At 63.1% G+C, this 12,097-nt stretch carries 10 protein-coding genes; all 10 read right to left on the reverse strand.

Annotated features, from left to right (window positions below; genetic code table 11):
* Window positions 1–99 precede the first annotated feature (99 nt).
* On the reverse strand, window positions 100–1,686 hold the full coding sequence (locus J3R75_RS13915) for a bifunctional shikimate kinase/3-dehydroquinate synthase (RefSeq protein WP_307262596.1): 1,587 nt from the start codon (window positions 1,684–1,686) through the stop codon (window positions 100–102).
* Between the two features lie 35 nt (window positions 1,687–1,721).
* Window positions 1,722–2,255: a hypothetical protein gene (locus J3R75_RS13920; RefSeq protein ID WP_307262598.1), complete on the reverse strand. Its 534-nt coding sequence runs from the start codon at window positions 2,253–2,255 to the stop codon at window positions 1,722–1,724.
* On the reverse strand, window positions 2,248–3,315 hold the full coding sequence (ychF, locus tag J3R75_RS13925; RefSeq protein ID WP_307262600.1) for a redox-regulated ATPase YchF: 1,068 nt from the start codon (window positions 3,313–3,315) through the stop codon (window positions 2,248–2,250). The genes J3R75_RS13920 and ychF overlap by 8 nt, the downstream gene beginning before the upstream one ends.
* A 151-nt stretch (window positions 3,316–3,466) precedes the next feature.
* The gene (locus J3R75_RS13930; RefSeq protein ID WP_307262603.1) at window positions 3,467–4,552 is read right to left on the reverse strand and encodes a sugar transferase; all 1,086 of its coding nucleotides are present in this window, start codon (window positions 4,550–4,552) and stop codon (window positions 3,467–3,469) included.
* Between the two features lie 251 nt (window positions 4,553–4,803).
* Window positions 4,804–5,811: an ABC transporter ATP-binding protein gene (locus J3R75_RS13935; RefSeq protein WP_307262606.1), complete on the reverse strand. Its 1,008-nt coding sequence runs from the start codon at window positions 5,809–5,811 to the stop codon at window positions 4,804–4,806.
* Window positions 5,812–5,890: 79 nt separating this feature from the next.
* Window positions 5,891–7,558, reverse strand: a complete 1,668-nt coding sequence (locus J3R75_RS13940; RefSeq protein WP_307262609.1) for an AMP-binding protein — start codon at window positions 7,556–7,558, stop codon at window positions 5,891–5,893.
* A gap of 116 nt (window positions 7,559–7,674) precedes the next feature.
* Complete coding sequence (locus J3R75_RS13945; protein WP_307262611.1) at window positions 7,675–8,229, reverse strand: helix-turn-helix domain-containing protein; 555 nt, start codon at window positions 8,227–8,229, stop codon at window positions 7,675–7,677.
* 115 nt (window positions 8,230–8,344) lie between these two features.
* Window positions 8,345–9,337, reverse strand: coding sequence for a Gfo/Idh/MocA family protein (locus tag J3R75_RS13950; RefSeq protein ID WP_307262613.1), 993 nt, complete (start codon window positions 9,335–9,337; stop codon window positions 8,345–8,347).
* Window positions 9,338–9,417: 80 nt separating this feature from the next.
* Window positions 9,418–10,806 carry a sulfatase family protein gene (locus tag J3R75_RS13955; RefSeq protein WP_307262615.1) on the reverse strand — a complete coding sequence of 463 codons (1,389 nt, stop codon included), beginning with the start codon at window positions 10,804–10,806 and terminating at the stop codon, window positions 9,418–9,420.
* A gap of 149 nt (window positions 10,807–10,955) precedes the next feature.
* Window positions 10,956–12,017, reverse strand: coding sequence for a Gfo/Idh/MocA family protein (locus J3R75_RS13960; protein ID WP_307262617.1), 1,062 nt, complete (start codon window positions 12,015–12,017; stop codon window positions 10,956–10,958).
* Window positions 12,018–12,097 lie beyond the last annotated feature (80 nt).

Raw genomic sequence — 12,097 nt, forward strand, 5'->3', positions numbered from 1 at the left:
GGTCCGGGAACGGAAAAACCGTCCCTGCGTGACCACGCTGCGGCGTGCATAAGAAAGGATACTCAGGCAAGGAAGGGGAAACCTGTGGGGCGCTGGTAATTATTTGTGCTTATCTGGAAAAAGTTGCTCGGCGAGGGCCTGGTCGAGGTCGGCGGGGCTGACGTCATTGACGAAAGCATATCCCGGGGCGGCCTCGGTCATGAGGACGAAGAGGACTTTGCGGCCGCGGTTTTTCTTGTCATTGGCCATGATTGGCCACGCCTGTTCGGCGTTGGGGAGGGCGAAGGGCTGGCCGATGAGCGCATTGAGCAGTGCGCGGCGGGGTGCGGCCCAGGCGGCGCTGACGAGCTGGCGTTGTTGGCTGATGGCCAGGGCGGCGAGCAGGCCGGCGGCGACGCAGCGGCCGTGGCTGACGCGGCAGTGGTTCCAGGTTTCGACGGCGTGGCCGTAGGTATGGCCGAGATTCAGGACCTTGCGCAGGCCGCGTTCCAGGAAGTCCTCCTTGACGACGGCGGCTTTGAGGAATGCCGACTGGAAGGCGGTGTGGGCGAGCAGGACGCTGTCGCCGCTGAGCAGTATGGGCAGCTGTTCTTCAATCCAGATCATGAAGTCGCGGTCGAGGACGATGCCGGTTTTGTAGGCTTCGACAAGGCCGTCCCGGATGGCAGTGCCGGGCAGGGTCCAGAAGCTGCCGCAGTCGAGCAAGACAGCCTGTGGGCGGGTGAAGAGCCCGACCTGATTTTTCCAGTCGCCGACGTTGACGGCGGCCTTGCCGCCGATGCTGGCGTCGACGCAGCCGAGGAGGGTGGTGCTAACGAGCACGCAGTCGATGCCGCGCTTGTAGGTGGCGGCGACGAAGGCGCCGAGGTCGGTGACGACGCCGCCGCCGAGGGCGACGAGGAGCGCGTCGCGGCCGATATTGGCAGCGAGCAGCTGTTTGTAGATTGCTTCGGCACGGCGGAGGGACTTGCTGGTTTCGCCGGGTTGGACGCTGATGAAGAGTGCGTGGGGGAAGCGCGGGCGGAAGCGTTCGGCGTGGAGGTCGGCGCAGCGATAGTCGCAGAGGAAGACGATGCGGGAGTAGGCCTCGGTGCGGGCTGCGAGCCACTGTTGGAGGGCGATTTCGGGCGTGAAAGTCGCGGTGAGGGTGTGGGTGACGCCGTTGAGATTGACGGGGCACTGTTTTGGTGGGAAGAGCTTGCGTTGGATGATGGCGACTTTGTCAGCCAGGGGCAATTCGCCGTCGATGGCGATGCTGTCGCGCCGGTAGTGCGGTCGGCGGCTGGCGAAGAGCTTCTGGAGCTCGCCGTCGTCGGTCTGCCATTTGGGGCGGACGGCGATTTCGGCGGCGCTGAGGCGGTCGCGGATACTGGCCAGGGGCATGTCGAGGAAGACGATGTGGCCGGAAGCCAGCATGAGTTCGCGGTTGGCGGCATTGCAGGGAACGCCGCCGCCAGTGGCGACGACGAGGCGGTCGTGCTGGGCGAGGCGTTTGAGCAGGTCGTATTCGCGTTGGCGGAAGGCCTTTTCGCCGTGGAGTTGGAAGAACTGGTCGATGGGCATGCCGATGGTCTTGACGAGCATGGCGTCCATATCGACGAAATGTCGGCGGAGGTGTTCGGCGAGGACTTTGCCAAGGGTCGACTTGCCGCAGCCCATGAAGCCGGTCAGGTAGATATTATCCATCGTATCCTCGTGTTCATGCTGTCGGGTGGAAGGCGTCAGTGGTCGGCGTCGTCGTCGTCGTCGTCGGCTGGCGGCAGCTGTGTGGCCAGCCAGGTTTGCAGGGTAGCGGCGCCGGCGAGGGGGGCGGAATGGCGGGCGACTTCGTGGTTGTCGCGGTCGTAGAGGAGGGCGGCGGGCGCCTGGCTGATTTTGAAGTGCGCGAGGGCGCCGGGGTCTTTGCTGACATCGACGCGGGTGATGTTGCACCGGCCGGCGAACTGCTCGCGGAGCGTGCTGATGAGCTCGGGCAGGGCGGTGTCGCCGGGATCGAAGACGAGCAGCATGGGCAAGCGCTCGGTGGGCTGGCTGAGGACTGCCGGGGTCGCCACGGGCTCGAATTTGAGCGCCTGGGCGCTGTTTTCGGGGGTGGCGCCGGCGGGTTGCAGCTGAGCCGGGTCTTCGTAGCGGCGGATGAAGAACAGCACGCCGAGGACGGCGATGAGGTAAATGACCGTCCGCGGCGTCAGAAGACGCGCAAAGACGCTGCGGGCGGCATTGGTGGGTTTGAAATTGAGTTGCTGATCAGACATTGAAGCGGATTTCGATGACATCGCCGTCCTGGACGACGTAGTCTTTGCCGTTGAGTTTGTGGAGTTTGGCTTCCTTGGCGGCTTTTTCGGAGCCGGCGGCGATCAGCGCGTCATAGCTGATGGTTTCGGCGCGGATAAAGCCGCGTTCGAGATCGGAGTGAATTTTGCCGGCGGCCTGCGGGGCGGTTGAGCCGGCGGTGACGGGCCAGGCGCGGACTTCGTCGGGTCCGCAGGTGAAGAAGCTGATGAGGCCGAGGCATTCGAAGGCCGAGCGGGACAAGCGGTGGGAAGCGGGCTCGGTGATGCCGAGGTCGTCCATGAAAGCCTGGCGTTCGGCGCTGTCGAGTTCGGATAGTTCCTGTTCGATGGCGGCGGAGAGGAAGACCACGGTGTCGCCGCGGGCGCTGAGCTCGGCGGCGAGGGCTGCGTGCTCCTTTTGGGCGGCAGCGATGTCTTCGCCGACATTGATGACGGTGATCATGGGCTTGAGGGTGAGGAATTGGAGGGAGCGGATGAGCTTCATGTCTTCTTCGCTGAATTCGACATTGCGGAGAGGTTTTTCGGCCTGGAGCTGGTCGTGGCAGCGGGTAATGACCTCTTTTTCTTTTTCCTTCTGGGGGCTGGCCTTGATGCGCAGTTCTTTGTTGATGCGTTCGAGGCGGCGTTCGGTCATATCGAGGTCGGCGAAGAGGAATTCGAGTTCGACGGTTTCGATATCGCGGGCGGGATTGACATCATTGAGGATGTGGAAGACATGGTCGGACGCGAAAGCGCGGACCACGTGGATGATGGCGTCGGTGCGGCGGATGGGATCGAGCCAGGCGGCGCCGCGGGCGTTGTCGGGCTGGATATCGGGCGGAAGGGCGATTTCGATTTCGGCGTATTTGGTCTTTTTGGGTGAGAACATGGCGCTGAGGGCGTCGATACGGGGATCGCGCACGGTGGCGATGCCGTAGCTGATGCCGTCTTTGCTGGGGGCCTTTTCGGCGACAAGGCCGGTGAGCAGTCTGAAAACGGTTTTTTTGCCCACCTGGGGCAAGCCGATAAGTCCGAGATTCATAGCGAGGGGCCTCTGGTTGGAGATGTGCAGGTGAAAAGCCGCAGCGCAGCGGGTGAGCTGACGCTGTAGTCATGAAACTACATAACATAAATCCCCAAAGGCATTTTTACTTGCCCGGCGCGGTGGAAGGACGCCAGGAGGGTGTAATCGGTCAGCTGCCTTTGCCGCGGAGGATTTCGAGGGCAGTTTTTTGGAGGATATAGAGATCGAGCCAGATGGACCAGTTGTTGACGTAGGCGACATCGAGGGCGACGCGGGTGGGGTAGCTGAGCTGATTGCGGCCGGAGACTTGCCAGAGGCCGGTGATGCCGGGTTTGACGCTGGCGAAGATGGGGTAGAATTCGCCGTAGCGGGCGACCTCGTCGTCGACGATGGGGCGGGGGCCGATGACGGCCATGTCGCCTTGGAGGACATTGACGAGCTGTGGCAGTTCGTCGAGGCTGCTGCGGCGGAGGAAGTGCCCGAGGGGGGTGACGCGCGGGTCGTGGTCGAGCTTCTGGCGGCGTTGCCATTCGTCAGCGAGAGCGGGGTTATGCGCGAGGACAGTATGGAGGCGTTCATCGGCATGCTGGTACATGGTGCGGAATTTCCAGACGCGGATGGGCTGGCCGTCTTTGCCGAGACGGCGGGCGCGATAGATGACGGGGCCTGGGCTGGTGATTTTGACGGCGGCGGCGATAAGCAGCAGGAGTGGCCAGCAGCAGAGCAGGGCGAGGATGGCCAGTATGCCCTCAAGAACGGTTTTGAGGACGCGGCGGTGGCGGCCGCGTTGCGGCGGGCACTGGCAGACGTCGCGGAGGATGTCTTCGGGACACAGGTGCCGCTGGGTGCTGCCGCTGAGCTGGCGCATAAGCCGGCGGGTCGGCATGGCCGCCAGGCATGATAGCAGCCAGCAGAGAGGCAGGAGCAGGGCCAGCGGGCCATGTAGCTGGTTTTGGCGCCAGAGTAGCCAGGCTAGGGCGGCGTGAGCGAAGGTCAGGGTGGCAAAGAGTCGGCGCATGTCGCGCACGTGACTGAAGATGGCCGTGGTCTGCAAAGAGCCGCCGCGGTACAGGCCGGCCGCGGCGTTGGTGGCCAGATAGAGTGCGAGGGCCGGCCAGGCGGTAGCGGGGGTGGCATGTGGGAGGGTGCCCCCGGCGCTGTGCGCGCAGGCGGCCATTGCGGCCAGTGCGCAGAGCGTTGGCGGCAAGGCGTCGGCAAGGGCGAGGAGGATGACGCGGGCGAGTGGGGATTTCATGGTCGGCCCAGTTGGCAATGACGGCTGGCACGGCGTTTACTGCAGTGGAAACGCAGGGCGGGCCGCCACTATTGGCGGCAGTGAGGCGAGGGCATGGCCCGTGGGGCGGAGTGTGGCTGGGAGAGGGGAGAGCGATTGCACGAAGGAAGAGCGATTGCGTGCGGGGAGAGCGATGGGGCGAGGGGTTGCCTGACTGGGGAGAGGCGGTTGAGGGGAACGCAGGGGGGGGCGGGGTGGCGCGCATAGCGCGGTCAGGTCGTGGCGGCCGGTGGCTTGGCGTTGTGGAGGTGACAGGCGACGTGTTGTTTGCCGACCGGGCGCAGTGGCGGTGGGGGATTCAGGCGGCATTGCGGCATGACGTGCGGGCAGCGGTCGGCGAAGGCGCAGCCGGCGGGAAGATTGAGCAGGGAGGGTACCTGGCCGGGGATATGACTGAGACGCTTGGCGTCGCGTTGGATGGCGGGAATGGCCTGCATCAAGCCGCGGGTGTAGGGATGGAGGGGATTGGCGAAGAGCTCGCGGACCGGGCCGGTTTCGACGATGCGCGACGCGTACATTACGGCCATGCTGCTGCACATTTCCCAGATCACGCCCATGTCGTGGGTGATCATGAGGAGACTGGTGTGCTCGTCGAGCATGGAGCGCATGAGATCGAGAATCTGCGCCTGGATAGTCACGTCCAGGGCGGTGGTGGGTTCGTCGGCGATAATCAGTTGTGGGCGCAGGATCATGGCCATGGCGATCATCACGCGCTGGCGCATACCGCCTGAGAGCTCGAAGGGGTATGCGCGCAGGCGTTGGGCGGGATCGGGAATGCCCACGCGCAGCAGCCAATCGCCGGCGCTGGCCAGGGCGTCTTTGCGGGACACCTGGCGATGAATGTGGATGACCTCGGCGAGTTGTTCGCCGATGCGATGCAGGGGCGACAGGGCAGTCATGGGTTCCTGGAAGATCACCCCGATGTCCTTGCCACGGATGGCGCGCATGGCTGTGGCGGGGAGTTTGAGCAGGTCCTGGCCATTGAAGATGATTTCGCCCTGGCTGATGCGGCCGGGTGGCTGTGGCACCAGTCGTGGTATACTCATGGCGGTGACGGTTTTGCCGCAGCCTGACTCGCCGACGAGGCCGAAGGTCGTCCCCCTCGGGATGGCGAAGGACAGATGATCGACAGCGCGCAGCCAGCCGTTTTCCGTCTGGAAATCGACGCAGAGGTCCTTGACTTGGACCAGTGGCGGCTGGGCTGTGGCGTGGTCAGTCATGGTGGGGGGGCGGCGCCGAAGGGGTGGGGCGGCAACGGGGCGACCAAGCTTGCGATGCTACGGTCGCCCCGGACTGGGTTCAGGCGTGTTTTTTGCCGCGGATTTCGACGCGGCGGATTTTACCGCTGATCGTTTTGGGCAGTGCGTCGACGAATTCGATGATGCGCGGGTACTTGTATGGCGCGGTGGCGTTTTTGACGAACTGCTGGAGCTCGGATTTCAGGTTGTCGCTGGCGATATAGCCTTTCGCGACGACGACGGTGGCTTTGACGACCTGGCCGCGGGTTGGGTCAGGCGCGCCGGTGATGGCGCATTCGAGGACGGCGGGGTGCTGCATGAGGACGCTTTCGACCTCGAAGGGGCCGATGCGATAGCCGGAGCTTTTGATGACGTCGTCAGCGCGACCGACGTACCAGAGGTAGCCGTCGGGGTCCTGCCAAGCGACATCGCCGGTGTGGTAGAAGCCGTCGTGCCAGACGCCGCTGGTCATATCGGGGTCTTTGTAGTAGCCGCCGAAGATGCCGGGCGGGAGGGCTGCTGCGGTCTTGATGACCAGCTCGCCTTCTTCGCCGATTTCGACGGGCTTGTCGTCGAGGTCATGCAGTTCGATGTCGTAGCCTGGGGATGGCCGGCCCATGGAGCCGGGTTTGGGGTCCATCCATGGCCAGGTGGCGGTGGTGACGACCAGTTCGGTTTGGCCGTAGGCTTCCATGAGGCGGATGCCGGTCTTTTCCAAGAAGCGGTGATAGACTTCGGGGTTGAGCGGTTCGCCGGCGACGACGCAGTATTTGAGTTCGGAGAGATCGTAGTGGCTGAGGTCTTCCTTGATGAGGAAGCGGTAGATGGTTGGCGGCGCGCAGAAGGTGGTCACTTTGTACTGGGCGACCTTGGCCATGAGGGCCGGGGCGCTGAAGCGCTCTTGGTCGTAGACGAAGACGGCGCTGCCGGAGAGCCACTGGCCGTAGATTTTGCCCCAGACGGCCTTGGCCCAGCCGGTGTCGGCGACGGTGTAGTGGAGGCCGCCGTCGCGGGTATTCTGCCAGTAGTGGGCGGTGAGGATGTGCGCCAGCGGGTAGGCGAAGCCGTGCTGGACCATCTTGGGGAAACCGCTGGTGCCCGAGGTGAAATACAGCAGCATGATGTCGTTGTTTAGGGGCCTTTCGGTGAAAGGCAGGGGCGGGAAGTTCATGGACTGCTCAGGCATGGCGGCGTCATAATCATGCCAGTCTTCGCGGTTGCAGCCGACGCTGATCTTGATTTTGAGGATGTCGCCAGTCTGCTGCTGGGCGCTGTCGACCTGTTCGAGCAGGTCGTCGGATTTGACGCAGACGACGGCCTTGATGGCGGCCAGCTGGATGCGGTAGACGATGTCGTGGTCCTTGAGCATGTGGGTGGCGGGGATGGCGACGGCACCGAGCTTGTGGAGGGCCAGCAGGCACGGCCAGAATTCGTGCCGGCCTTTGAGTATGAGCATGACGTGATCGCCGCGGCCGATGCCGAGGCTGCGGAAGTAGTTAGCGCAGCGGTTGCTGCGCTGGCGCAGGTCGCCGAAGCTGATGAAGTCCTCGTTGCCGTGGTCGTCACACCAGACGATGGCGAGGCGGTCGGGGTCGTGTTCGGCATAGACATCGACGACGTCGTAGGCGAAATTGAAGTGTTCCGGCGCAGTTATTTTGAGGTTCTGGTAGAAATCGTCGTAGGATGCGAACTCAGTGCGGTTGACGTATTTTGACAAGAGTGGTTTCATGGACAAGTCTCCGGAGAGGGCGTCGCGGTCATTATGTTTTTGGGTTGTGGATGGTCGTTGGCTGAATGCGGCCAGGCTTTGTGGTTGCGGGACGGTTGCCGGGTGGGCGGCCGTCCCTACATAATGATGGCGATGAACTGCGCGGGTTTGCCGCCGACGGCGGCCATGCCGTGCGGGTGGCTGGAGTCGTAGAAGATAGTGTCGCCTTCTTCGAGGATGATCTCGTTGCTGTGGATGACGACTTTGAGGGTGCCGGCGATGACGTAGTCCATTTCCTGGCCGGGGTGGCTGTTGAGGCTGATTTCCGCGCTGTCGTCCTTGGGGGCGACAGTCACCATGAATGGCTCGGCCTTTTTGTTGTGGAAATTCGCGGCGAGGGCTTGGTACTGGTACTGCAGGCGGCGTTGGACGCTGACGCCCTTGCCCTTGCGGGTGACCGAGAAGATATTCATGCGTGGCATGTTGCCAGTGAGGAGCAGGGCGAGGTCCACGCCGAGGACCTGGGCGATTTCATTGAGCAGGCTGGCTGAGATGTCCTCGTTGCCTGCCTCAAAGGCCCGGTAGTAGTCTTCGGCGACGTTGATCTTCGTGGCTATGTCGCTGATACTGATGTCGGAAAGCTCGCGCATTTCCTTACAGCGGCTGGCGATTTCCTTGATTTTATCCTGCATGGTCGTACCTCTTCACTGGCCGGTGAACGGCGCGCCGGGCGGGAGAGCCGGCGCGTATGGACTGGGCGCCCGCCGCCGTGGCTGGCTGGCGACGGGCGGCTGGCGGCGGTTTGGGTCAAAGTTGGATGACGCCGCCGGTGACGACGGAGTCGATGGCGCCTTGGAGGACCTTCTGGGCCGCCAGGCCGTCGGCGCCGGAGCCGTCAATGGCGTCGGGCGCGGTGCCGGCGCTGACCTGTTCCAGGAAGCGGTGGATGCGGTTCCGGAAGGTGTCAACGAAGTCGCGGTGGCCGCCGAAGACGGGGTTGGTGTAGACTTGCTTGATGGGGTTGCCGGCGGGGTATAGGGTGGCTTCACGCCACATGTCATCAAGGACGAGACGGCCTTTAACGCCGGCGACTTCGCAGCGTTCCATGGGATGGCCGCGTTCGATGTCATAGCTGGCGGAAAGATGGCCGACGGCGCCGCTGGTGAAGCGGACATTCATGCTCATGGTGGTGTGGATGGTGCGGCCCGGCGCGGTGGTGCAGAAGGCGTGGACGGCGCAGATGTCGCCGCCGAAGTGCCTCATGACGTCCACCGAGTGGGGATTGAGGGCCTTGATCATGTAGAAAGGCGAGCTCTCATTGGGGTTCTTGATCCACATGGACATATTGATGAAGAGCTGGTGGCCGATGAGGCCGTCGTCAACCCATTTTTTGGCAACTTTGGCGGCATCGGTGAAGCGGTGATTGAAGTCGATGGCGAAGCAGCGCTGGTGTTTTTTGGCACAGGCGACCATTTTTTCGGCTTCGGGGATGGTATTGCAGATAGGTTTTTCGCAGAGCACGTGGCAGCCAGCTGCGAGTGCCTGGATGGTTGGCAGGTAATGATCGCTGCCGTATTCGATCCCGCCGGTGGCGACGCTGACGAGGTCTGGCTTGATGGTTGCCAGCATAGTCGGGGCGTCGTAGAAGCCGGGGACGCCGAGGCGCTGAGCGGCGGTGTCACAGCGGTCTTTGCGGATATCGCAGACGGCGACGAGTTCTGCCAATGGGTCGGCCTGATAGAGGTCGGCGTGGCGGTTGCCGATCGGCCCGCATCCAATCACAGCTACGCGGAGAGACATGATAGACAGTCCTTTCTGAGGGTGAAAAACAACCGGGCCCGGAGTAGCGCAACCGGGCCCGGGTGGGGTGAGCGTGGTGATTACTTGGTGGTCTTGCTTTGGAGTTTGGCGGCCTGTTTGGCGTCGCCGATGTGCATGGTGTCGTAGGCCTGTTGGCTGCTGGTGAAAGCCGGGCCGACTTCAGCGTGGCCGTGCCAGCATTCCTGGGTCAGCATGGGGTTCTTGCGGCCGGTCTGTTTTTCGCGTTTGGCGATCCACTTTTCCATGCGCTTGGTGAGGGCGGCGACGATTTCGGGGTTTTTGTCCGCCACGTTGTTGTTTTCGTCGGGATCAAGGAGCAGGTCATAGAGTTCGACCTCGGCTTTGAAATGGAAGTCTGGTTCGAGGGCGCAAATGAGCTTCCACTGCGGCGTGCGCCAGCCGTGCTTGCGCATCCAGGTGCATTCGGTGATATAGAATTCGGAGCAGATGTTGGTTTTTTCCTCGCGGACGAGTTTCATGAGGCTTTCGCCGTCGAATTTGATTTTGGTTTTGACGTTGAGGAGTTCGAGGATGGTCGGCATGAGGTCTTTGTGCTGGTTGTAGCCGGCGACGCGTTTGCCGGCGGGGACTTTGCCGGGGAAGCGGATGATCAGCGGCACGTGGAGGGTGTTGTCATAGATGCCGTGGTGATCGAAGTAGCAGTCGTGATCGTAGAGGGTTTCGCCGTGGTCGGAGTTGAGCACGACGACGGTGTTGTCATCCAGGCCGAGTTCGGTGAGGGTAGTGAAGAGGTTTTGGATGCAGGCGTCCATGTAGGCGATGGCGCCGTCGTATTGGGCGATGACGTAGTCCTTGTCGGTCACGCCGACGGGCATCCAGGTGCGGAAGTAGTCGGCGAAGGGCTTGAAGGCGAAGACGGGCTCCATGCTCTTGTTGGCGGGGTCGAGTTCATTGCCTTCGTAGAACATGCGTTCGAAGGGCAGCGGCGGCAGGTAGGGGGAGTGCGGGTCCATGTGCCGGAGGAAGAGAAAGAAGGGCTTGTCGTCCTTGGCGAGACTGCGCAGTTCGGGCAGGGCGGTGGCGTTGAGGGCCTCGGCCTTGGGGCTGCGGCCTTCGTTGAGCGAGCCCCAGTTGGAGAAGTTGAGGTACTTCTGGAAGCCACGGGCGGCGGGGTTGCCGGCGAAGCCGATGCAGGTGGTGTTGTAGCCGGCCTCGTTGAGGACCTCGGCCAAGGTGGTGCCTTCCATGAGGCCTTTATGGCGGAGGGCGACGGTGTTGGTGCCGAAGCAGTCCAGGCCGGTGAGCATGGAGCCGTAGCCCGGGGTGGTGGGCACGTGCGGGCAGAAAGTGTTTTCGAAGAGCGTGCCGCTTTGGGCGAATTGGTCGATGTGCGGGGTGGTCAGGCGTTTGTAGCCATAGCAGCTCATGTGGCGGGCGTACAGTGAATCAACGCCGATCAGCAGCAGGTTCGGTTTGCGGGATGCCATGGACGTCTCCTCTGGGGGGGTGAAAAAACGGGTTGTATGACGACGGGCTGGGGGTAATGGCCTTGCGGCGGATGCATAAAGTATCGTCGGGCCGGGGCTTTGCAACGCGCGCGTGCGCGGCGCGGCGCATTTAGCCCCGGCGGGAGCGATCAGACATTCTTGATGGCTGGGTCGTTGATGGCGACGCGGCGGCCTTCGCGGTTGGACACGTAGGTGGCCAGGACGATCTGCAGGGCGTTGCGGCCGTCTTCGGCGCTGGCGATGGCCGGGGCTTTGCCCTGGAAGAAGTCCGCCATGGGCTTGGCCAGACCGGCGATGCGTTCGCCCTGGGAGTGGGGCGAGGGGATATCGCAGGGATGCCAGCTGTTGTCGGCCTTGAGGTAGTATTTGAGGCCGACGGCGTCGGCGGCGCGGGGTAGTGAGGCACTGATGGCGTCGCCGTAGTCCTGTTGGATGGAGCCCTTGTCGCCATAGACTTCGGTGCTGATTTCGGCGCCGGCGCAGGTGAAACTGCAGGTCACTTCGACGAGTGGGCCGTTGGGGTAGCGGAAGATGGCGATGCCGTTGTCGTTGGGCATGCGCGGATTGTGCAGGGAGACGACTTCGGCGGTGACGGTTTCGGGCATGCCGAAGAGCCAGTAGATGAGATCGATGGGGTGTGCGGAATCGTCGGCCCAGATATCGCGGTTTTTGTCCGGCGCGACATGCCAGGTGTCGGCGAAGGCCGGGTTGAGGCAGACGCCGAGGCCGTGGCGGCGGCGGAATTGGAAGACGCGGCCGATGCTGCCATTTTCCATGAGTTCCTTGATGGCGTGGTTCTGGGGATCGACGCGCATTTGCCAGGCCATGGTGAAGGGGACGTTGTAGCGGGTGATGGCGGCGCAGATGCGGTCGGCTTCCTGCATGGTGAGCGCCAGGGGCTTCTGGAGGGCGATGGCCTTGCCGGCGGCGGCGGCCTTCTCGACCATGTCCGCGTGGAGGGACGTTTCCGTGCAGATGACGACCGCGTTGATGGCGGGATCGGCGAGCATGGCGTCGAGATCGCTGCAGGGATTGAGCTTGTGGGTCTGGGCGGATTTGGTCAGGCGCTCCGCATCGTGATCCCAGCAGGACGTGGCGACGACGCCCCAGTCTGGATGTTCCTGCCACATCTTGAGGTACTGGCCGACATGACCATGTGCGAAACCGACGATGGCGACTTTGACTGTCATGATGTTCTCCATTGTCCGACCGTGTGCGGGGCAGTGCCCCGGGCGGGGAGTGCTGTGCTCCCCAGGAAAAAGCAAAACTG

Origin of the sequence: Oligosphaera ethanolica, assembly GCF_030814695.1 — a bacterium.
In the GTDB taxonomy this organism is placed as follows: Bacteria; Verrucomicrobiota; Lentisphaeria; order Oligosphaerales; family Oligosphaeraceae; genus Oligosphaera; species Oligosphaera ethanolica.